22 protein-coding genes are annotated in these 19519 nt (G+C 67.8%); 5 read left to right on the top strand and 17 right to left on the bottom strand.

Annotated elements, in window-relative coordinates:
• Window position 1: 1 nt before the first annotated feature.
• The 8 genes from BLQ74_RS10860 to BLQ74_RS10825 all read right to left on the bottom strand — a co-directional run bounded on the left by BLQ74_RS10860 (window position 2) and on the right by BLQ74_RS10825 (window position 5971).
• A complete protein-coding gene (locus tag BLQ74_RS10860) occupies window positions 2-340 on the bottom strand; it encodes a hypothetical protein (protein WP_090262581.1) in 339 nt (112 codons plus the stop codon).
• Window positions 341-475: 135 nt separating this feature from the next.
• Window positions 476-1246 (bottom strand): SDR family oxidoreductase, encoded by a 771-nt coding sequence (locus tag BLQ74_RS10855; RefSeq protein ID WP_090262580.1) that lies wholly within the window; start codon window positions 1244-1246, stop codon window positions 476-478.
• Window positions 1246-2037 carry an SDR family NAD(P)-dependent oxidoreductase gene (locus BLQ74_RS10850; protein ID WP_090262579.1) on the bottom strand — a complete coding sequence of 264 codons (792 nt, stop codon included), beginning with the start codon at window positions 2035-2037 and terminating at the stop codon, window positions 1246-1248. The genes BLQ74_RS10855 and BLQ74_RS10850 overlap by 1 nt, the downstream gene beginning before the upstream one ends.
• Entirely contained in the window at window positions 2034-2849 is an 816-nt protein-coding gene (locus BLQ74_RS10845) for a molybdenum cofactor biosynthesis F family protein (protein WP_090262578.1), read from the bottom strand. The genes BLQ74_RS10850 and BLQ74_RS10845 overlap by 4 nt, the downstream gene beginning before the upstream one ends.
• A 60-nt stretch (window positions 2850-2909) precedes the next feature.
• Entirely contained in the window at window positions 2910-3584 is a 675-nt protein-coding gene (locus BLQ74_RS10840; RefSeq protein ID WP_090262577.1) for a helix-turn-helix transcriptional regulator, read from the bottom strand.
• Window positions 3585-3692: 108 nt separating this feature from the next.
• A complete protein-coding gene (locus tag BLQ74_RS10835; RefSeq protein ID WP_090262576.1) occupies window positions 3693-4058 on the bottom strand; it encodes a cupin domain-containing protein in 366 nt (121 codons plus the stop codon).
• 38 nt (window positions 4059-4096) lie between these two features.
• Window positions 4097-5395 (bottom strand): NAD(P)/FAD-dependent oxidoreductase, encoded by a 1299-nt coding sequence (locus BLQ74_RS10830; protein WP_090262575.1) that lies wholly within the window; start codon window positions 5393-5395, stop codon window positions 4097-4099.
• Window positions 5396-5530: 135 nt separating this feature from the next.
• Window positions 5531-5971: a GlcG/HbpS family heme-binding protein gene (locus BLQ74_RS10825; protein WP_090262574.1), complete on the bottom strand. Its 441-nt coding sequence runs from the start codon at window positions 5969-5971 to the stop codon at window positions 5531-5533.
• Between the two features lie 145 nt (window positions 5972-6116).
• Between BLQ74_RS10825 and hpaR (BLQ74_RS10820) the strand changes: the two genes are divergently transcribed.
• The gene (gene hpaR, locus BLQ74_RS10820) at window positions 6117-6539 is read left to right on the top strand and encodes a homoprotocatechuate degradation operon regulator HpaR (protein ID WP_090262573.1); all 423 of its coding nucleotides are present in this window, start codon (window positions 6117-6119) and stop codon (window positions 6537-6539) included.
• 37 nt (window positions 6540-6576) lie between these two features.
• On the opposite strand, the gene hpaI is transcribed toward hpaR (BLQ74_RS10820), so the two are convergent.
• From hpaI to BLQ74_RS10780, 8 genes are all read right to left on the bottom strand, one after another.
• On the bottom strand, window positions 6577-7383 hold the full coding sequence (gene hpaI, locus BLQ74_RS10815) for a 4-hydroxy-2-oxoheptanedioate aldolase (RefSeq protein ID WP_090262572.1): 807 nt from the start codon (window positions 7381-7383) through the stop codon (window positions 6577-6579).
• 10 nt (window positions 7384-7393) lie between these two features.
• Window positions 7394-8197: a 2-oxo-hept-4-ene-1,7-dioate hydratase gene (hpaH, locus tag BLQ74_RS10810; RefSeq protein ID WP_090262571.1), complete on the bottom strand. Its 804-nt coding sequence runs from the start codon at window positions 8195-8197 to the stop codon at window positions 7394-7396.
• An 11-nt stretch (window positions 8198-8208) separates the two neighbouring features.
• The gene (locus tag BLQ74_RS10805; protein WP_090262570.1) at window positions 8209-9516 is read right to left on the bottom strand and encodes an MFS transporter; all 1308 of its coding nucleotides are present in this window, start codon (window positions 9514-9516) and stop codon (window positions 8209-8211) included.
• A 42-nt stretch (window positions 9517-9558) separates the two neighbouring features.
• The gene (locus BLQ74_RS10800) at window positions 9559-9951 is read right to left on the bottom strand and encodes a 5-carboxymethyl-2-hydroxymuconate Delta-isomerase (RefSeq protein ID WP_090262569.1); all 393 of its coding nucleotides are present in this window, start codon (window positions 9949-9951) and stop codon (window positions 9559-9561) included.
• A gap of 11 nt (window positions 9952-9962) precedes the next feature.
• Window positions 9963-10886, bottom strand: a complete 924-nt coding sequence (hpaD, locus tag BLQ74_RS10795; RefSeq protein WP_090262568.1) for a 3,4-dihydroxyphenylacetate 2,3-dioxygenase — start codon at window positions 10884-10886, stop codon at window positions 9963-9965.
• Between the two features lie 120 nt (window positions 10887-11006).
• Window positions 11007-12467, bottom strand: a complete 1461-nt coding sequence (gene hpaE / locus BLQ74_RS10790) for a 5-carboxymethyl-2-hydroxymuconate semialdehyde dehydrogenase (protein WP_090262567.1) — start codon at window positions 12465-12467, stop codon at window positions 11007-11009.
• Between the two features lie 17 nt (window positions 12468-12484).
• Window positions 12485-13255: a fumarylacetoacetate hydrolase family protein gene (locus tag BLQ74_RS10785; protein ID WP_090262566.1), complete on the bottom strand. Its 771-nt coding sequence runs from the start codon at window positions 13253-13255 to the stop codon at window positions 12485-12487.
• A gap of 1 nt (window position 13256) precedes the next feature.
• Window positions 13257-13922 carry a fumarylacetoacetate hydrolase family protein gene (locus BLQ74_RS10780; RefSeq protein WP_090262565.1) on the bottom strand — a complete coding sequence of 222 codons (666 nt, stop codon included), beginning with the start codon at window positions 13920-13922 and terminating at the stop codon, window positions 13257-13259.
• 284 nt (window positions 13923-14206) lie between these two features.
• On the opposite strand from BLQ74_RS10780, the gene hpaR (BLQ74_RS10775) reads away from it, so the two are divergent.
• Together hpaR (BLQ74_RS10775) and hpaA are read left to right on the top strand one after the other, a co-directional pair.
• Window positions 14207-14629: a homoprotocatechuate degradation operon regulator HpaR gene (hpaR, locus tag BLQ74_RS10775; protein ID WP_090262564.1), complete on the top strand. Its 423-nt coding sequence runs from the start codon at window positions 14207-14209 to the stop codon at window positions 14627-14629.
• 49 nt (window positions 14630-14678) lie between these two features.
• Window positions 14679-15596 carry a 4-hydroxyphenylacetate catabolism regulatory protein HpaA gene (hpaA, locus tag BLQ74_RS10770; RefSeq protein ID WP_090262563.1) on the top strand — a complete coding sequence of 306 codons (918 nt, stop codon included), beginning with the start codon at window positions 14679-14681 and terminating at the stop codon, window positions 15594-15596.
• Window positions 15597-15623: 27 nt separating this feature from the next.
• Here hpaA and BLQ74_RS10765 read toward each other — a convergent pair whose 3' ends face one another.
• A complete protein-coding gene (locus BLQ74_RS10765) occupies window positions 15624-16853 on the bottom strand; it encodes an MFS transporter (protein WP_090262562.1) in 1230 nt (409 codons plus the stop codon).
• Window positions 16854-17187: 334 nt separating this feature from the next.
• Between BLQ74_RS10765 and BLQ74_RS10760 the strand changes: the two genes are divergently transcribed.
• Entirely contained in the window at window positions 17188-18360 is a 1173-nt protein-coding gene (locus tag BLQ74_RS10760; RefSeq protein WP_090262561.1) for a p-hydroxyphenylacetate 3-hydroxylase oxygenase component, read from the top strand.
• Between the two features lie 100 nt (window positions 18361-18460).
• Complete coding sequence (locus BLQ74_RS10755) at window positions 18461-19402, top strand: p-hydroxyphenylacetate 3-hydroxylase reductase component (protein WP_090262560.1); 942 nt, start codon at window positions 18461-18463, stop codon at window positions 19400-19402.
• Window positions 19403-19519: the final 117 nt, after the last annotated feature.

Raw genomic sequence — 19519 nt, 5'->3', positions numbered from 1 at the left:
CTCAGAGCAACTGGTCGATCAGCACCGCGTTGCTGTAGATGAGGCTGCCGTCGCTGGCGCGGTGGCCGATCAGGTGGACATGGCCGCGCCGGTCCTGGTCCAGGTAGACGCGCAACTGGCAGTCGGCCAGCGGGCCATAGCCTTCCGGCAGGCTCAACTCCAGGGTACTCGGGTCAACGTCCACCAGGCGCTCGCGCTCGTGGGTGCGTTGCAGGAATTCCTCGGCCTGTTCCAGGTGCAGGTGATCGCTGCCGCTGAGGTAGAAGTGGATGTCTTCGATCGGCGTGGGCGCGCTGTCGGCGCTGGTCTTGCACCAGCCTTCGATGGTCAGGGTGCTCATGGCCTGGCCTCCTGTGTAAGCGTGGACAGAGAAGCGCCCGGCCGTTCCGCGACCGGGCGGTGGAGTGGATTTTCTCGCCGGCGGCGGCCCGCCGTCATGGGGTTTCGGGTGAACGGTCGGCGCCGTGCCCGGCTGTCAGTCCCGTGCCGGCCGGACCTCCGCCAGGGTCGCGCCACCATCCACCACCAGGGTCTGGCCGGTGATATAGCTGGCCGCGTCCGAGGCGAGGAAGAGCATGGCCGCGGCGATGTCCTGCGCCTCGCCCAGGCGGCCCAGGGGCACGCCGCTGGCGATGCGCGCCTGCAGCGCGGCGTCACCCAGGTTGGCCATGGCCGGCGTGCGGATCATCCCCGGTTCCACGCCATTGACGCGGATGTTGCGCGGCGCCAGTTCCAGCGCGGCATTGCGGATGAAACCGTTGACCCCGGCCTTGGACGCCGCGTAGTGGCTCAGCCCCGGATAGGCCATGCGCGGGCCGGTCACCGAGGAGGTGGCCAGCACGCAACCGCCAGCGCGCCGCTGGAACAGCGGCAGGGCGCCCTGGGTCAGCCAGAACAGTGCGCCAAGGTTGATCGCCAGGGTGCGCTGCAGCAGCGCCGGGGTGATGTCCGCGAAGTCCGTCAGCGGGAAGTGGGCGGCGTTGTGCACCAGCACATCCAGGTATTCCAGTCCGGCCAGGCAGGCGCTGATCGCCTCGGGCTCGGCCAGATCGACGACCAGGGCGCGGGCCTGCTTGCCCTGGCTACGCAGGTCGGCGGCCAGGGCCTCGGCGGCATCGCCCTGGTGGTCGACGATCAGCACCTGCGCGCCGCCACGGGCGAAGCGTTCGGCGATGCCGCGGCCGATGCCTTGGGCGGCGCCGGTCACCAGCACCTGCTTGCCGCTGAAATCGAAGTGGCTGGGCATCAGGCGTTCTCCAGGCGTTCGAAGGCCAGGGTCGGCAGGTCGACCACACTGGCGCCGCCGTCGGCCATCAGGCAGGCGCCGGTGACGATGGCGGCGGCGTCGCTGGCGAGGAAGTGGCACAGCTCGGCGATTTCCCCGGCGCTGGCCGGACGGCGCAGCGGCACCTCGGCGGTGACCCGCGCGTAGGCGGCGTCCAGGCTTTCGCCGTAACGCTGCATCAGCGGCTGCATCTCTGCGTCCGCCATCGGCGTGCGTACCCAGCCGGGGCACACCGCGTTGACCCGCACGCCCCGCGGGCCGTAGTCGCGGGCCAGCGAGCGCATCAGGCCGAGCAGGGCATGCTTGGCGGTGGTGTAGCCGCAGACACCGGGCCCGGCCAGCCGTGAGGCGATGGAGCCGACCAGGACCATGCTGCCGCGCCGTTCGATCAGGCCCGGCAGGCAGGCGCGGGCGCTGACGAAGGCGCTGTCGAGGTTGCCGCGCAGCGCTTCGCTCCAGGCCTGGTCGCTGGTTTCGCCGGCGCGGCCGAGGCCATGGCCGCCCGCGCAGCCGATCAGGGTGTCGATCGCCCCGGCGTATTCCGCGATGCGCGGGAGGAAGCCCTGCCAGGTCGCGCCGTCGGCGGCGTCGCCCGCTAGCACCAGGCCGCCGGTTTCCTCGGCCAGCCGTTGCAGCGCGTCGCGGCGGCGGCCGATCAGCACCAGCCTGGCGCCCTCGGCGGCGAAGCGCCGCGCGCAGGCCGCTCCGATGCCGCTGCCGGCGCCGGTGATCACCACGCAGCGGCCGCTCATTGGTACACCGTGCGGTTGAGGAGGTCGCAATAGGAGCTGACCGGGAAGTTCGACAGCGCATCGAAGTCGGCGCCGGCATAGCCGAAGATCTTGCCGTCGCTGCGATGCTGTTGCAGGTCGATCATCACCAGGCCGAGGGTGGGCACGATCTTCTCGCGCCAGACGAACAGGTAGAGCTGTTCGGCGATCTTGTAGGTGTGGCAGCGGTCGGTGTCGCACAGGCCCGCCTCGACGCCGTGCAGGCATTGCCAGGTATAGAAGTGGTCGTTGAGGTAGATGTGTTCGTAGACCTCGCTGGGGCTGTAGCGGTAGCGATTGCGCAGGCCGACCAGTTCCTGGGTCGCGGCGTGCGGGCAGGCGCCGTCCTGCCAGGGGCGGTCGAGGCTGCCGTGGAGGATCTGCACCTGCACGCCGGTCAGTTCGCCGCCGGCCAGGGCGCGGGCGTAGAGGCCTTGCGCGCAGTCGGCGGCGTCGGGCAGGCGGCCGATCACTGCGGTAAAGGCCTGGTTGTGGCTATCCAGCACCAGGCTGATGGACCAGGCCTGGCCGTCCTCGTGCTTGGTGAAGTCGACCAGGACGATGCCCGGCCGCACCGAGGTGGCGCGGTAGGGCGCGCTGCCCGCGGAGTGGCCGTCGGCGGCGCGCCACTGGGTGGTCTCGGCGTCGAAGCGCTGCTCGATGCGCCAGCCGTTGGCGAAGTTCAGTTCGATGCGCTGGCCGGCGAGGTCGGCCAGGCGGGGCAGGATGAATGCGTCGGGGGCGAAGCCCTCGGCGAGGGCACCAACGGTGATCCAGTCGGAAGAAGCGCTCATGGGGGGGAACTCCTGTGTCTGTGGAGCCCCCATGCTGAAGCGCGGCGCCCGCGCGCCACATCAACCGGATGGTTGATCCAGGAACATCCGTGCGATGAGTTCGCCGCGGCTGGCCACGCCGGTCTTGCGGAACAGGTGGATGAGGTGGGTTTTCACCGTCGCCAGGCCCAGGTCGAGCTGGCGCGCCAGGTCCTTGTTGCTGGCGCCGTCGCGCAGCAGCAGGGCGATCTCGCGTTCGCGCGGGGTGAGCTGTTCCAGCGCCGCCTGCGCGCTGGCGCGGGGCAAGGCCTGGGCCGCGAGTTCCAGCAGGCTGTGCAGGGCCAGCAGGCGATTCAGCTCGTCGGGCGAGAAGGGCGCCTCACCGACTCGCCGCAGCAGCGATAAACCTGCCAGCGGGCGGCCCTGGTCGGCGGCGATGATCTCGACCACGTCGATCACCCCGTGGTGCTGGAGGAAGCCGCGATAGCGCTGGCTGCGCTCGCTCGGCTGCTGCGCCATGGCGACCGCCAGCGGCACCACGGGCAGGCCGGTGGCCAGGCAGCCGGCCGGTTGCAGCGGGTCCAGGCGGCGATAGTGGGCGAGGTAGTCGGCGTGCATCTGCGGACGCATGCGCTGGAGCTGGAAGTCGCAGGCCTGCAGTTCGGCGTCGATGCGGTAGAAGGCGGATTGGGCGGCGGGCACCAGTCGGTCGAAGGCGTGCAGGCAGCGCTGGCCGATCTGCTCGGGGGTGGGCATGGAGGGGCTCCTGCGCGTTGCTGATGGCGGTGGAGCGAAGGCTACCCGTTCGCCAGCGAGCGCGCGCCTAAGAAGCGCGTGCTTGCTGGCGAAGCGCGGGCGCGGAGGTCAGGCCACGGCGTAGTAATGCTTGACGAAGCTGTCGCTGAGCACTTCCCAGAGCACCGGCGTGCCCTTGGTGACGAACCAGCTGTCGCCGGCCTTGAACTGCTGGCTGTGGCCGGTGGACTCGTCGGTGAGGCGCAGTTCGCCGCTGACCACGGTGGCCTGTTCGTTGAACGGGTAGGTCATGCGGAACTTGCCCTTGGTGGTGCCGAAGTAGGCGGCGCTGACCGGATCGGTGGGGGCGCCGGCGGTCATCTTGCCGAAGGCGCGGACCTCGCCTTCGAGGATTTCCGAGCCGAGGTCGGCGACCGTGCCCCAGGCGTCCAGTTGTTCGAGGGTGATGCCGTGCGTGATGGCGGTGAGGGCCATGGGTGTCGCTCCTGTGGAAGTGATGGGGGAAAAGGGGATCAGCGGCGCCCGCTCCAGTAGCCGGACACCTGGTGCCAGGACTTGCCGGCGGTGAGCAGCAGGGGACGGATCTGGTCCTTGCCGTGGACGCGGATGCGCCGCACCGAGCTGATCAGCTCGTAGCGCGCCGAGCCTTCGCTCATGCCTTCGGCGAGGACCTTGCAGATGATGTGGCTGGGGGTCACGCCGAAGCCGGAGTAGCCCTGCACGAAGAAGGCATTGGGCCGGCCGGGCAGGGTGCCGATCTGCGGGAACAGGTTCGGGCTGCAGGCCATCGGGCCGCCCCAGGCGAGGTCGATCTTGACGTTTTCCAGGTAGGGGAAAATCTTCAGCATCAGCCGGCGGTTCCAGGCCTTGAGGTCGCCGGGGATGTGCTCGACCAGCGGCGTGGCGGCGCCGAACAGCAGGCGGTTTTCCTTGGTCACCCGGTAGTAGTCGATGACCGGGCGGATGTCGCTGTAGGCGCCGCGGATCGGGCTGATGCGCTGGATCAGCTGGTCCGGCAGCGGCTCGGTCATCATCTGGAAGGCGTAGGTGTTGATGGTGCTCTTGTGCAGCTCCGGTTCCAGCTTGTTGAGGAAGCTGTCGCAGGCCCAGAGCAGCTTGCCGGCCTTCACCGAGCCCTTGGCGGTGCGCACGCTGATGCGCTCGCCATAGCTCACGTCCAGCGCCGGGCTGTACTCGAAGATCTTCACCCCATGGCTGGCCAGCGCCTTGGCTTCGCCAAGCAGCAGGTTGAGCGAGTGCACGTGGCCGCCGCCCATGTGCAGCAGGGCGCTGCCGTAGGCGTCGGAACCGATGATCTGGCGCACTTCGGAGCCGTCCAGGTAGCGGATCTCATGCTTGGAGTTGAGCGACTTGAACTCTTTCTCCCAGGCCCGCAGGGTCTTCGCCTGGCGCGCGTTGAAGCCCATGTAGCCATAGCCGTGGCAGAAGTCGGCATCGATGCCGTACTTCTCGATGCGGCCCTTGATGATGTCGGCGCCCATGTCGCTGATTTCGAAGATGGCGCGCAGGCCGTCTTCGCCGACATCCTTCTTGATCTTCTCCAGGTCGTGGCCGATGCCGGCCATGATCTGCCCGCCGTTGCGGCCGGTGCCGCCGAAACCGAGGTAGCGCGCTTCCAGCACGACGATGTTGGTGATGCCCTTTTCGGCCAGCTCCAGGGCGGTGTTGATGCCGGAGAAGCCGCCGCCGATCACGACGACATCGGCTTCCAGGTCCGCCTCCAGGGAGGGGAAGGACAGGTCGTATTTCTTGGTCGCGGTGTAGTAGGTGGGGGTCTCGATATTGATCATGACAGCAGCCTGAAACCGGGTGATGGATGACCCGGGCGATGCCCGGCGGGTTGCCCTATTAGGGGCTGCGCCGGGGGGCGCTGTCTTGATCCTGACTGCCCCGGCACTTGTCCCGGGCTGACAGAGCGGCCGGCTTCAGCTATCGAGCAGGCTTTGCACGCGCTCGACGGCGGCTCGCGCGCAGCGCACGTCGACCTGCTCCGAAGCGCCGGAAACACCGATGGCGCCGAGCACCTCGCTGCCCAGGCGGAACGGCTCGCCGCCGCCGAACAGCACCAGCCCGGCCTGCAGCGGCAAGCCCTGGCGCACGGCCGGCGAACTGCGCTCCAGGCGCTCCTGCCAATCGCCGGTGGCACAGCCGAAGCCGGCGGCGCTGCGCGCCTTGCCCAGGGCGATGTCGCGGCATTGCGCGGGCGCGCCGTCCATGTGCGCGCTGTGGATCGGCTGGGCGCTGGCGTCCACGATCACGATGCTGATGCGCACGCCGTCAGTGGCGGCCTGCGCCAGGGCGGCCTGGAGTGCCTGCATGGCCAGGTCGAGGGTGATGCTGGTCTGTTGGCGGAGAAGCCTGTGCATAAGGGATTGCCTCTGTCGGGTTGCGGTGATGGGGGACGATGGAAAGGCGTCACGCCGGGACATGGGCGCTGGCAGCCTCGGTCATGACGGGGATGGCGGTTGTCCGTCTAATGCCGGCATCACCCCGACCAGTCGAAGTCCTGCCATGCCGAACGCCACCCCCTCCCTGACCCTCGCGCTGTTGCAAGCGCGCGAAGCGACCATGCGCTTCTTTCGTCCGCAGCTCAATCGCCAGGGGCTGACCGAACAGCAGTGGCGCGTGATTCGTCTGCTGCGCCAGCACGGCGAACTGGAAAGCCGCCAGTTGGCGCACCTGGCCTGCATTCTCCAGCCGAGCCTGTGCGGTGTGCTGGCACGGCTGGAGCGCGACGGCCTGGTGCGCCGGCGCAAGTCCGCCGAGGACCAGCGCCGCAGCCTGGTGAGCCTGGCCACGGCGGGCGAGGTGTGCTTCCAGGCCATGCGTGGGCAGATGGAGGACAACTACCGGGAGATCGAGCGGCGGCTGGGCGAGGAGAAGGTGGCGCGGCTGCTGGCGTTGCTGCATGAGTTGAAGGGCCTGCGCCCCTGAGCGCCCGGTCCGGCGTCGAGCGGGACGGGCGCTGCGTTCAGTACACCGAGGGCGCGGCCGGCGCGCTGGCGGCGGCGTCCGCCTTGAAGGTGCCGGCGAGTTTGCGCAGGGCGCCCGCCAGCAGGCTGGTGTCCACGCCCACGGCGACGAAGGTCGCGCCCAGCTCCAGGTAGCGGCGGGCGAGCTTTTCGTCGGCACTGAGAATGCCCGCCGCCTTGCCGGCTTTCTGAATGCGCCGGATGGCGTCTTCGATGGCGGCCTGTACCTCGGGGTGTCCGGGGTTGCCGCGCTGGCCCATGGCGGCGCTGAGATCGGCGGGACCGATGAACACGCCATCGACACCCTCGACGGCGGCGATGGCGTCGAGATTGGCCAGGCCGTCGAGGTTCTCGATCTGCACCAGCAGGCACATCTGTTCGTCGGCCTGGTCCAGGTAGCCGGGAATGCCGTTCCAGCGCGAGGCACGGGCCAGGGCGCTGCCGACACCGCGGATACCCTGCGGCGGGTAGCGCATGGCGCGGACCAGCTCGCGAGCCTGTCCGGCGCTGTCGACCATGGGCACCAGCAGGGTCTGCGCGCCGATATCCAGCAGTTGTTTGATCAGCGCGCTATCGCCGATCGGCGGGCGGATGATCGGCTGGCTGGCGTAGGGCGCCACCGCCTGCAACTGGCCGAGCAGGCTGCGCAGGTCGTTGGGTGCGTGCTCGCCGTCGAGCAGCAGCCAGTCGAAGCCGGCGTTGGCCGCCAGCTCTGCGCAGTAGGGATCGGCCAGGCCGAGCCACAGGCCGATCTGTGCCTCGCCGGCTTGCAGGCGTTGCTTGAAGCGGTTGATGGGCATCTGCATGGGGGTTCCCTCAGACGAAGCGGCAGGCGATGCAGCCGAGCTGGTCGTAGTCGACGTGGAAGGTGTCGCCGGGGGCGGCGGCCACCGGGCGGGTGAAGGAGCCGCCGAGGATGATCTGCCCGGCTTCCAGGGTGACGTCATAGGGCGCCAGCTTGTTGGCCAGCCAGGCCACGCCCTTGGCCGGATGGTTGAGCACCGCGGCGGACACCCCGGACTCCTCGATCACGCCGTTGCGGTAGAGCACCGCCGGCACCTTGCGCAGGTCGATGTCGTTCGGCCGCACGGCGCGTCCGCCCATGACCACGCCGGCATTGGCGGCGTTGTCGGAGATGGTGTCGAAGACCTTGCGCGTGGCCTTGGTTTCCGGGTCCACCTGCTGGATGCGCGCGTCGATGATTTCCAGCGCCGGGATCACCCATTCGGTGGCGTCGAGCACATCGAACAGGGTGCAGTTCGGCCCGCGCAGCGGCTTGCCGAGGATGAACGCCAGCTCCACTTCGACGCGCGGCACGATGAAGCGCGCGAAGGGAATGTCGCTGCCTTCCTCGAAGAACATGTCGTCGAGCAGCGCGCCGTAGTCGGGCTCGGTGATGTTCGACGAGACCTGCATGGCGCGCGAGGTCAGGCCGATCTTGTGGCCCTTGAGCACCCGGCCGTCGGCGATCTTCCGCGCCACCCAGGCGCGCTGGATGGCGTAGGCGTCCTCGATGCCGATGTTCGGGTAGTCGAGGGAGAACTGGCGTACCTGCTGGCGCGAGTGCTCGGCGGCGTCGAGGCGGGTGGCGGCTTCCTGGATCAGATGGGGATCGAGCATGGTGGTGTCTCTCAGCGTGGGTTGACCACGGCGGCCGGGGTGCGCAGGACCAGGGCGGCGCCGAGGGCGATGAGGAAGGCCAGCAGGTACAGGGCCAGGCTGGCGCTCTGGGTGGTGTCGCGCATCCAGCCGATCAGGTAGGGCGCGAGGAAGGCGGCGACGCTGCCGAAGGAGCTGATCAGGGCGATGCCGGCGGCCTGGGCACGGGCGCCGAGGAAGGCCGGCGGCAGTTGCCAGAACATCGGCAGGGCGGCGCTGGCGCCCATCCCGGCGACGATCAGCCCGGCCATCACCGGCAGCGCATCGGTCGGCGCCACGGCGGCCAGGGTCAGGCCGATGGCGGACATCAGCAGCGGCACGGCCAGGTGCCAGCGGCGCTCGCGGCGGAGGTCGGAGGAGCGGCCGAGGGCGATCATGAACACGCAGCCGGCCAGGTACGGCAGGGCGCTGAGCAGACCGATGCGGCTGTCCGAGCCGATCCCGGCGGAGTGGATCAGGCTGGGCGCCCAGAAAGCGATGGTGTTCACCGCCAGCATCACCGCGAAGTAGATCGCCACCAGCAGCCAGACGTGGCCATTGCGCAGGATGCCGGCGAAGGAGGTGATCGCCTTTCGCTGCTCCTCGCCGTGCAACTCCTCGCGCAGGCCGGTTTTCTGCTCCTCGCTCAGCCAGGCGGCGCGCTCGAAGCTCTCCGGCAGGCTGCACCAGACCACCAGGCCGAGCAGCACCACCGGCAGGCCCTCGATGAGGAACATCCACTGCCAGCCGCGCAGGCCGGCGAAATCGTGGAAGCCTTCGAGAATCCAGCCCGACAGCGGTCCGCCGATGACCCCGGCCATGGGCACGGCGATGGCGAACAGCGCGGTGATCTGCGCGCGGCGGCGCGCCGGGAACCAGCGGTTGATGTAGACCAGGATGCCGGGGAAGAAGCCGGCCTCGGCCACCCCCAGCAGCAGGCGCAGCGTATAGAAGGCGCTGGCGCTCTCGATCAGCAGCATGCTGGTCGAGAGCAGGCCCCAGGTCACCATCAGGAAGGCGATCCAGCGCCGTGGGCCGATGCGTTCCAGCATCAGGTTGCTGGGCACGCCGAACAGCGCGTAGGCGACGAAGAACAGACCGGCGCCGAGGCCGTAGACGGTGTCGCTGAAATGCAGGTCGCCACTCATCTGTAGCTTGGCGAAGCCGATGTTGATGCGGTCCAGGTGGGCGAACACGTAGCAGACCAGCAACAGCGGCATCAGCCGCCAGGCGATGCGGGTATAGGTACGGTCGCTGGCGCCGGGCAGGGCGGCGCCGTCGAGGGTCGTGGTTGTACTCATGGTCTTGTTCTTCTTTTGTCGTGAGCGCGAGGGCGCGGAACGTCAGCCGGCCTGCCCCTTGAGGAAGGCGTGGACGTTGTTCTGCTTGTAATTGAGCTCGGCGTTCAGCTCGCTCATCTCGAAGGACAGCGCGAGCAGGCGGCGCGCCTGGAGGTCGGCGAAGTGCGCGGTGATCACCTCGAAGAGCGCGTCGGCGACCTGCCGGCGGGTCTCCAGATCGCGTCCGGCGCCGACCTTCAGGCTCATGTGGACGAAGGCGTAGTCATGCTGCCCGTCGGCCATGCGCCAGGTGTCCAGGCGCACGCCGCGGCTGCGGATACCGCCCAGGGGGAAGACCCCGGACGCGCCCAGGCAGGCGTGGACCTTCTCGAACAGCCCCGGCAGGTCGGCGTCGGCTTCGATGTTGTCGGTGTATTCGGCGATGAAGTGCGGCATGGCGCTGTTCCTCAGAGGCGGCTGCTGGATTGGCCGCAGGCCGGGTTGGAAGCCTGCGCCGCCGGAATGGCCGCGCCGTCCTGCGCGGTGACCGGGAACACCGCGTTGATCTGTCCGGTGCCGGAGGCGCCGAAGTAGGGAGTGAGTACCTCCGCCTTGCCGTCGTAGTCGGACCAGCCGAGCGCGCCGAGCAGCATTGCCGTGTCGTGCATGAAGCCTTCGCCATGGCCCTTGGCGGCGTACTCCGGGAGCATCGCGCAGAACTCCTGCCAGCGGCCGTCCTGCCACATCTGGATGACGCTCAGGTCGAGGTTTTCCAGGAACGGGCTCCAGATCCGGGTGGCGAAGTCCGGGGCCTGGCCGTTCTGCGCGAAGCGATGCGACAGCGAGCCGCTGGCGAGGAAGGCGACGGTGCCGTCGTAGTGTTCCTCCACCGCCTTGCGCATGGCCCAGCCGAGGCGCGCGCTGTCGTTCAGGTAATGCACGGTGCACAGGGCGGAGACCGAGACCACCTTGAAGTGCTGGTCCTGGTTCATGTAGCGCATCGGCACCAGGGTGCCGTACTCGGGCGCCAGGGTGGTGGCGTCGTGGGCCAGGGTTTCCACGCCCAGGGCGTTGCAGCCTTCGGCGAGGATGCGGCCGAGTTCCGGGTTGCCGGGGAAACCGTATTCCATGTTGCTGATGAAGTGCGGCAGCTCGTTGCTGGTGTACAGCCCCTGGAAGCGCGGCGCGCAGTTGATGTGGTAGTTGGCGTTGACCAGCCAGTGGGTGTCGAAGACGACGATGGTGTCCACACCCAGTTCGCGGCAGCGGCGGCCGATTTCCTGGTGCCCGTCGATGGCGGCCTGGCGGAAGCCCTGGCGCGGGCCGGGCAGTTCGGACAGGTACATCGACGGAACGTGGGTGATCTTGGCAGCCAGAGCGAGTTTGCCCATGACGATTCTCCTAGCGGCGGGCGCCGCGCATGGCGGGGCGCCCGGATTCTTGTGATTGTGTCTGCACGCTGGCGAGTCGGGCGGTCTTCTGGATGGACCGCCCTGGAAGGTCCCGAGTGCTCACAGGCCCCAGCGCGGGATGTGGTGGCTGCCCATGGAGATGCACACGTTCTTGATTTCGGCGAAGACCTCGAAGCTGTACTGGCCGCCTTCGCGGCCGGTGCCCGAACCTTTCACGCCGCCGAACGGCTGGCGCAGGTCGCGGACGTTCTGGCTGTTGATGAAGACCATGCCGGCCTCGATGCCGCGCGCCAGGCGATGGGCCTTGCCGATGTCCTGGGTCCAGATGTAGGAAGCCAGGCCGTATTCGGTGTCGTTGGCGAGCGTCAGGGCCTCGGCTTCGTCCTTGAACTTCATCAGGCAGACCACCGGGCCGAAGATTTCCTCCTGGGCGATGCGCATGCGGTTGTCGACGTTGGCGAACACCGTGGGCTGGATGAACTGGCCCTTGGCGAGGTGCGCCGGCAGGTTGGCCGGGCGCTCCAGGCCGCCGGCCAGCAGGCTGGCGCCTTCCTCGATGCCGATGCGGATGTAGCCGGTGACCTTGTCGTAGTGGGCCTGGGTGATCATCGAGCCGACCTGGGTCTTCGGGTCCTGCGGGTCGCCGACGATCAGGCGCTTGGCGCGGGCGGCGAACTCGGCGACGAAGCGGTCGTAGACCGTTTCCTGGATGAAGATACGGCTGCCGGCGGTGCAGCGCTCGCCGTTCAGCGAGAAGATGGTGAACAGCGCGGCGTCGAGGGCGCGGTCGAGGTCGGCATCGTCGAAGATCAGCACCGGCGACTTGCCGCCCAGCTCCATGGAGTATTTCTTCAGGCCGGCGGTCTGCATGATCTTCCTGCCGGTGGCGGTACCGCCGGTGAAGGAAATGGCGCGTACGTCCGGGTGGCGGACCAGGGCGTCGCCGGCGGTGGCGCCGTAGCCTTGCACCACGTTGAGCACGCCCGGCGGGATGCCGGCTTCCAGGGCCAGGCGGCCCAGCTCGTTGGCGGTCAGCGGCGACAGTTCGCTCATCTTCAGCACCGCGGTGTTGCCCAGCGCCAGGCAGGGTGCGGTCTTCCAGGTGGCGGTCATGAACGGCACGTTCCACGGCGACACCAGGCCACAGACACCCACCGGCTGGTACAGGGTGTAGTTGAGCATCTGGTCGTCCACCGGGTAGCTGTGGCCGTCCATGCGCGTGCAGACCTCGGCGAAGAACTCGAAGTTGTGCGAGGCGCGGGGGATCAGCACGTTCTTGGTCTGGTGGATCGGCAGGCCGGTGTCGAGGGTTTCCAGTTCGGCCAGGTTCGGCACGTTCTGGTCGATCAGCTCGCCCAGCTTGCGCATCAGCTTGGCGCGTTCCTTGGCCGGGGTGTTGGCCCATTTCGGGAAGGCTTCCTTGGCCGCCGCGACGGCCAGGGCGATTTCCTCGGCGCCGCCGCTGGCGACTTCGCCGATGGCATCGCCGGTGGCCGGGTTGTAGTTGGTGAAGACTGCTTTGCTCTCGACCTCGCGGCCGTTGATCCAGTGCTTGATCATGGTTCTGCCTCTGCGTGTTACTGGCGGGCGCGGTTCGCGAAGAACTCGGCCTCGCTGACGATGCGGTTGACCAGGCGGCCGACGCCTTCCACTTCCACCACCACTTCATCGCCCGGGACCACGTCGGCCAGGCCTTCCGGCGTGCCGGTGGCGATCATGTCGCCCGGCTGCAGGGTCATGAAGCTGGAGAAGTATTCGATCAGGTAGGGGATGTCGAAGATCATGTCCGCGGTGGTGCCTTCCTGCTTCAGCACGCCGTTGACCCAGGTGCGCAGCTTCAGCCGCGACGGGTCGGCCACGTCGGCGGCGTCAACGATCCACGGGCCGACCGGGGTGGTGGCGTCGCGGTTCTTCACCCGCAGGTTGGGCCGGTAGTAGTTTTCCAGGTAGTCGCGGATGGCGTAGTCGTTGCAGACGGTGTAGCCGGCCAGGTAGGCGAGGGCGTCCGCGCGCTTGACGTTGCGCGCCGGCTTGCCGATCACCGCCACCAGTTCGCACTCGTAGTGCATGTAGGCGACGTTGTCCGGACGCCAGGTGACCTGGTTGTGGCCGGTATAGGTGCCCTTCGACTTGATGAACGCCAGCGGCTCGGTGGGGGCCTTGAAGGCCAGTTCGGCGGCGTGGTCGGCGTAGTTCAAGCCGAGCGCGAACATGCTGCCTTCGGCTGGCGGCAGCCATTCCACCTCGTGCTCGCCGAGCCGGCGGCCGTCGGCCAGGCGCACGGTGTTGTCAGCCTCGACGGTTACGGCGTGGACGTCGCCCTGGTAGCGGATGCGTGCGTGCTTCATCTCAGGCGTCCTCCGCCACTACGGTGTTGCACAGGCGGCCGAGACCTTCGATCTCCACCACCACGTCGTCGCCGGGCTTCACGTCGACGCGACCCTCGGGGGTGCCGGTGATCAGCACGTCGCCGGCATGCAGGGTCATGAACTCGCTGATCTCGGCGATCAGCTTGGGAATGCGGCGCACCAGGTTGGCGGTGCTGTTCTGCTGGCGGACTTCGCCGTTGACCAGCAGGCGGATCGGCAGGGCGTGCGGGTCGGCGATCTCGTCGCGGCCGATCACCTCGCTGCTCAGCGGACAAAAGCCATCGCGGCACTTGGCTTTGACCGCCGGGCGGTAATAGCTGTCTTCCGGTTGGCTGAACTCGTTGACGATCACATAGCCGGCGACGTGGGCCATGGCGTCCTGTTCGCCGACGCGGCTGGCGTCGCGGCCGATCACCACGCCCAGGGCCGGTCCCGGTTGCAGGCGCTCGATGGTGGCGGGGAAGACCACCGGATCGCCATTGCCGTTGCGCGTATTCGGCGTCTTGATGAACAGCACTGGCTTGACCGGTGGCTTCTGGTAGGGCGGCTGCTGGAATTCCTCCAGCCGGCTGTGCAACAGGCCCTGGTAGTTCAGCGCGACGCCGAACAGGGTGCCCGCGGCGGCTTCGCTCACTGCGCGACGCATGGGGTGCTCTCCTGATGTCGATCGAGACCGACCGCTTGGCCGAGTGCTCGGGGGAGGGTGATCGTTAACATCTTAGCGTTATAGTTAATATGTTAATCATGGTCAAGCCATGGCTCGCAGGATGCGCTCCTGCCGGAGGCATTAGAGCGGGACGGCCGGTGACTGGATTGCCCAGGCCTGCCAGGGCCTTGACTGGGCCTGCCAGGGAGCTGCGAGAAGGTTTGCGCGAGGGGGCGGGTTGCTGGTTAAAATCTTCTTCTTTTTCCGACGAGCACTTCCCATTCATGTCGAGCCCACGTCCGTCCCTGACCCTCACCCTGCTGCAGGCCCGCGAGGCCGCCATGGCGTTCTTCCGTCCGTCGCTGAATCAGCACGGCCTGACCGAGCAGCAGTGGCGGATCATCCGCATCCTCCGCCAACAAGGTGAGATGGAGAGTTACCAACTGGCACAGCAGGCGTGCATCCTCAAGCCGAGCATGACCGGCGTGCTGGCCCGCATGGAGCGCGACGGCATCGTTCGCCGCTGGAAGTCCGAGCAGGATCAGCGCCGGGTGCTGGTGTGCCTGACCGAGCACGGCCACCAGTGCTTTGTCGCCATGAGCGAAGGCATGGAGAACAATTACCGGCGTATCCAGGAGCAGTTCGGCGAAGAGAAGCTGCAGCAACTGCTGGGCCTGCTCGACGAGTTGAAGCAGATCAAGCCCTGAGACCCGGCACGGCGGACGCTGATCGCTGGCTCACCCGGAGGTCCTGGCCATGGCCACCCGCACGCCCATCCCGAACATCGACATCGGCCAGGTCTATGACTTGCGTTACGCCGATTCCGAGGTGCACTACGAGGAGCTGGGCAAGCTCGCCGACTTCTTCGGCCGCAACATGCCGGTGCACCGCCACGACCGTTTCTTCCAGGTGCATTACGTGAAGAGCGGCTCGGTACGGGTCTACCTCGACGAGCAGCTCTACCATCAGCAAGGCCCGCTGTTTTTCCTCACCCCGCCGACCATTCCCCATGCCTTCGTCACCGAGGCGGACGCCGATGGCCATGTGTTGACGGTGCGCCAGCAACTGCTCTGGCCGTTGCTGGCGCCGGAGCAGGGCCTGGCCGAGGGGCCGCGCATCGGTGCGGTGTGCGTGGCCTTCGGTGAACTGGACGAGGCGCTGGCCGGCGAAGTGGCGCGGCTCGACAGCCTGTTCGAGATGCTCCGCGACGAGTTCCGCGCCGACCGTGCTGGGCGCGCCGTGGCCCTGACCGACCTGACCCGGTTGGTCTTCGTCAGCCTGCTGCGGCTCTCCGCCCGCTCGCTCAAGGCGCAGCCGACGCGGCGTGACGACCTGCGCTTCTTCCATCGCTTCAATGCGCTGATCGAGGAGCATTACCCGGAGCACTGGCCGCTGGCGATCTATGCCGAGCGCATTGGCGTCACCGAGGCACGTCTCAACGACATCTGCCGCCGCGTCGCCGGACTGCCCTCCAAGCGTCTGGTCCACGAGCGCTTGATGCAGGAAGCCAAGCGCCTGTTGCTGTTCGGTGGCAGCTCGGTGAACGAGATTTGCTACCAGCTCGGCTTCAAGGACCCGGCCTATTTCAGCCGCTTCTTCACCCGCAATGCCGGCATGGCGCCCGGCGAATACCGCCAGCGCAAGTCCGAGGACAAGGAAGAGGCCTGGCGCTGAGCGCCAGGCAATGAGCGGCGCGCTGCGTCAGGCGGCCTGCTCTTCCACGGGCATGGCCGGGCGCTGGCTCAGCCAGACGCAATAGGTCAGCAGCAGGGCGCCGGCCAGGCCCATCGCCCAGGGGCCGCCGAAATGCGCCGCGAGCACGCCGGCAAGCAGTCCGCCGATGGCGTCGAAACCGAAGCGTGTCGAGGTATAGAGCGATACCACCCGCCCGCGCAGCCTTTCCGGCGCCTGGCTTTGCAGAACGATGTTGGTGCCGACGTTGCAGATCGATACGCCGAAGCCGAGCAGCGCCATGGCCGCCAGCGACAGCGGCAGGTTGCGGCTGCCGGCGAACAGCAGCAAGGCGACGGCGCAGGCCACGGCCGAAGCCAGGATCGCCTTGGGCAGCCGCGCTGGGTTGGTGAGCGTGGCGAGGAACAGTGTCGACAGCAACGAGCCGAGGCCGGCGGCGCCCCACAGCCAGCCGAGGGTGCGCGCGTCACCGGCGAAGATGTCGCGGGCGAACACCGGCAGTAGCGCCGCATAGCTGGAGGCGGTGAGGTTGACCAGCAGCACGCTGAGCATCATGCGTCGTACGTTGGGGGTTTCCAGCGCGTAGTTCAGGCCTTCGCGGAACACGTGTCGCATGCTTCCCGCGGCGCGTGGCGCGGGCGCCAGGCGGACGCACAGCAGGCCGATCACCAGGGCCAGATAGGAGCAGGCATTGATGGCGAAGCACAGGCTCTCGCTGGTCACCCCCAGCAACAGGCCGGCCAGGGGCGGGCCGACGAAGCGCGAGCAGGTGAACAGCGAGGCGTTCAGCGCCAAGGCGTTGGGCAAGTCCTCGCGCTGGTCGACGAAGCGGCTCAGCAGCGATTGACGCAGCGGCGTGTCCAGCGCATTGAGGACGCCGAGCAGCGCCGACATGGCGACGATCAGCCCCGGCCCGATCAGGCCGTTGTGGGTGAGCACGGCCAGTCCGGCGGCCTGGGCGGCGAGCAGGCTCTGGCTGATCAGCAGCAGGCGGCGCTTGTCGTGGCGGTCGATCCAGGCGCCGGCCAGGGGGCCGATCAGCAGTTGCGGCAGCAGGGCGACGCAACTGGTCACGCCGAGCAGGGCAGCCGAACCGCTGAGCCGGTAGACCAGCCAGGCCAGGGCTACCTGCTGAATCCAGGTGCCCAGGGTGGAAATCGCGTAACCACAGAAATACAGGCGGAAATTGCGATGGCGCAGGGCGCGGATGGACGTCGGCCAGGGGCGGGATGCGGGCATGGGGACGCTCGGAGCGGCGAACGGAGGTGCGCCATGATAAATGATCTCGGCTTCTCTGTTCACATGTTAACGTCTTTTTCTCTGTAGCCCGCGCCACGCCTGCTCTGGAGCGACTCGGCACAGCCCAGAGGGCATCTTTCGATGACTGAATATCCTGTGGAAAGTGCAATCTAGTCCTCGGAAGTTGCATTCAAGCACGCTGCCGCACCCTCCCATAATCGCTCCCGCCACTCTCGCCATCGCGTTCGAGAGCCCAGCCGACAGCCCGCTCGGGTCGCATGGCGACCGCCGCCGGCGCTTCGGTGAGCCTCCAATAACAATCAGGGCCATCCAGATGAAAAAGCCAAACTCCCTCCTCGAAGACTTGCAAGCCGTCCTGCCCGCCATCGCCGCCAATGCCGCCCGTGCCGAACAGGAGCGCATGGTGCCCGCCGAGAATATCGCCCTGCTCAAGGGCATCGGCCTGCACCGTGCTTTCCAGCCCAAGGCCTATGGCGGCCTGGAAATCTCCCTGCCGGAATTCGCCGACTGCGTGGTCGCCCTCGCCGGGGCCTGCGCCGGTACTGCCTGGGCCTTCAGTCTGCTGTGTACCCACAGCCATCAGATGGCGCTGTTCTCCAAGCGGTTGCAGGACGAAGTCTGGGGCGAGAACCCGGACGCCACCGCGAGCAGCAGCATCGCGCCGTTCGGCAAGGTGCGGGAGACCGAGGGCGGTGTGCTATTCAGCGGCGAGATGGGCTGGAGCAGCGGCTGCGATCATGCCGAGTGGGCCATCGTCGGCTTTCGCCGGCAGGCGCAGGACGCTGGCGACCCGGTCTATTCGTTCGGCATCGTGCCGCGTGCCGACTATCGGATTCGCGATGACTGGTTCGTCGCCGGCATGCGTGGCAGCGGCACCAAGACCCTGATCCTCGAGGATGTGTTCATCCCCAACCACCGTATCGAAGCGGCCAAGGACATGATGGAAGGACGCTCCGCCGGATTCGGCCTGTATCCCGACAGCCAGATTTTCTACGCCCCGTACCGGCCCTATTTCGCCAGTGGTTTCTCGGCCATCAGCCTGGGTGTCGCCGAGCGGATGCTGGCGGCCTTCGCCGAGAAGACCCGCAACCGCGTGCGCGCCTACACCGGCGTCAGCGTCGGCACCGCGACCCCGGCGCTGATGCGGCTGGCCGAATCCACTCATCAGGTGGCGGCCGCCCGCGCCTTCCTGGAAAAGACCTGGGAGGAACATGCCGAACATGGCCGCGCGCATCGCTACCCGGATCGTCAGACCCTGGCCTTCTGGCGCACCAACCAGGGCTACGCGGTGAAAATGTGCATCGAGGCGGTGGATCGCCTGTTCGCCGCCGCAGGCGGTACCGCCTGGTTCGAGAGCAACGAGCTGCAGCGCTTGTTCCGCGATTCGCACATGACCGGCGCCCATGCCTATACCGACTACGACGTCTGCGCGCAGATTCTCGGCCGCGAGCTGATGGGGCTGGAGCCGGACCCGAGCATGGTCTGACCGGGCCGTCGCCTACTGCCTCTCCCGGCGGCTGTGTGCAGCGGCCGTCGCATCCTTGCATCGACCCGCCGGCCAGCGCGCCGGCGCGGAGGATTTCCCCATGACCCAGAACAACAATGAAACGGGCTTCGACCCGCGCGCCTTCCGCCGTGCCCTGGGCAACTTCGCCACCGGCGTCACCGTCATGACCGCCGCCAGCGCGGACGGCCAGCGCGCCGGCGTCACCGCCAACAGCTTCAACTCGGTATCCCTCGATCCGCCGCTGGTGCTGTGGAGCATCGACAAGCGTTCCAGTAGCTACGAGGTGTTCGAGCGGGCCAGTCATTTCGCGGTCAACATTCTGGCGGCCGACCAGATCGACCTGTCCAACCAGTTCGCTCGCCCCAGCGCCGACAAATTCGCCGGCGTCGCCTGCGAGACCGGCATGGGCGGCGCGCCGCTGTTCGCCGACTGCGCCGCGCGCTTCCAGTGTGAAAAGCACCAGCAGGTCGACGGTGGGGACCACTGGATTCTCATCGGTCGGGTACTGGCCTTCGACGACCTGGGCCGCGCCCCTTTGCTCTACCACCAGGGCGTCTACTCGACCGTGCTGCCGCACCCGCGCCTGCGCAAGGTCGAGGCCGGGATGCCGCGTACCGCCTTCCAGGGCCGCTTGAACCACAATCTCTACTATTTGATGACGCAGGCCGTGCGCAGCTACCAGAGCGACTACCAGCCGCGGCAGATGGCCAGCGGCTTGCGGACCAGCGAAGCGCGCATGCTGATGGTGTTGGAGAAGGACGCCAGCCTGGACATGCTCGCCCTGCAGCAACTGGTCGCCATGCCGCAGCGCGAGATCGAGGAGGCGCTGGAGAACCTCAAGCGCAAGGGCCTGCTGCAAGGCAGCGAGCCCGGCTACGGCCTGACCCCGGCCGGCATCGATCAGGCGGAAACCCTGTGGACCATCGCCGAGGAACAGCAGGCGAAGATCTTCTCGCGCTTCAGCGAACAGCAGATCGAAACCTTCAAGGATGTCCTCAGGGCGATCGCACAGCCCGCGTAACGCCCGGATCGGGCCCGAATCGCGCAACGCGGTTCGCCGCAGCCAGCGCCCCGGCCAACCGGGGACTGGCTCTCGCGACCCAGCCCCGGAGAAAGTTGGAACACTTCCTGCTACCAG

This window comes from Pseudomonas panipatensis, from assembly GCF_900099785.1.
In the GTDB taxonomy this organism is placed as follows: Bacteria; Pseudomonadota; Gammaproteobacteria; order Pseudomonadales; family Pseudomonadaceae; genus Pseudomonas; species Pseudomonas panipatensis.
This window is presented reverse-complemented; position numbering and strand designations above follow the sequence as displayed.

Coding starts and splice junctions, on each gene's coding strand:
- BLQ74_RS10860 (WP_090262581.1), bottom strand. CDS start 340: ATGAGCACCCTGACCATCGAAGGCTGGTGCAAGACCAGCGCCGACAGC.
- BLQ74_RS10855 (WP_090262580.1), bottom strand. CDS start 1,246: ATGCCCAGCCACTTCGATTTCAGCGGCAAGCAGGTGCTGGTGACCGGC.
- BLQ74_RS10850 (WP_090262579.1), bottom strand. CDS start 2,037: ATGAGCGGCCGCTGCGTGGTGATCACCGGCGCCGGCAGCGGCATCGGA.
- BLQ74_RS10845 (WP_090262578.1), bottom strand. CDS start 2,849: ATGAGCGCTTCTTCCGACTGGATCACCGTTGGTGCCCTCGCCGAGGGC.
- BLQ74_RS10840 (WP_090262577.1), bottom strand. CDS start 3,584: ATGCCCACCCCCGAGCAGATCGGCCAGCGCTGCCTGCACGCCTTCGAC.
- BLQ74_RS10835 (WP_090262576.1), bottom strand. CDS start 4,058: ATGGCCCTCACCGCCATCACGCACGGCATCACCCTCGAACAACTGGAC.
- BLQ74_RS10830 (WP_090262575.1), bottom strand. CDS start 5,395: ATGATCAATATCGAGACCCCCACCTACTACACCGCGACCAAGAAATAC.
- BLQ74_RS10825 (WP_090262574.1), bottom strand. CDS start 5,971: ATGCACAGGCTTCTCCGCCAACAGACCAGCATCACCCTCGACCTGGCC.
- hpaR (WP_090262573.1), top strand. CDS start 6,117: ATGCCGAACGCCACCCCCTCCCTGACCCTCGCGCTGTTGCAAGCGCGC.
- hpaI (WP_090262572.1), bottom strand. CDS start 7,383: ATGCAGATGCCCATCAACCGCTTCAAGCAACGCCTGCAAGCCGGCGAG.
- hpaH (WP_090262571.1), bottom strand. CDS start 8,197: ATGCTCGATCCCCATCTGATCCAGGAAGCCGCCACCCGCCTCGACGCC.
- BLQ74_RS10805 (WP_090262570.1), bottom strand. CDS start 9,516: ATGAGTACAACCACGACCCTCGACGGCGCCGCCCTGCCCGGCGCCAGC.
- BLQ74_RS10800 (WP_090262569.1), bottom strand. CDS start 9,951: ATGCCGCACTTCATCGCCGAATACACCGACAACATCGAAGCCGACGCC.
- hpaD (WP_090262568.1), bottom strand. CDS start 10,886: ATGGGCAAACTCGCTCTGGCTGCCAAGATCACCCACGTTCCGTCGATG.
- hpaE (WP_090262567.1), bottom strand. CDS start 12,467: ATGATCAAGCACTGGATCAACGGCCGCGAGGTCGAGAGCAAAGCAGTC.
- BLQ74_RS10785 (WP_090262566.1), bottom strand. CDS start 13,255: ATGAAGCACGCACGCATCCGCTACCAGGGCGACGTCCACGCCGTAACC.
- BLQ74_RS10780 (WP_090262565.1), bottom strand. CDS start 13,922: ATGCGTCGCGCAGTGAGCGAAGCCGCCGCGGGCACCCTGTTCGGCGTC.
- hpaR (WP_090262564.1), top strand. CDS start 14,207: ATGTCGAGCCCACGTCCGTCCCTGACCCTCACCCTGCTGCAGGCCCGC.
- hpaA (WP_090262563.1), top strand. CDS start 14,679: ATGGCCACCCGCACGCCCATCCCGAACATCGACATCGGCCAGGTCTAT.
- BLQ74_RS10765 (WP_090262562.1), bottom strand. CDS start 16,853: ATGCCCGCATCCCGCCCCTGGCCGACGTCCATCCGCGCCCTGCGCCAT.
- BLQ74_RS10760 (WP_090262561.1), top strand. CDS start 17,188: ATGAAAAAGCCAAACTCCCTCCTCGAAGACTTGCAAGCCGTCCTGCCC.
- BLQ74_RS10755 (WP_090262560.1), top strand. CDS start 18,461: ATGACCCAGAACAACAATGAAACGGGCTTCGACCCGCGCGCCTTCCGC.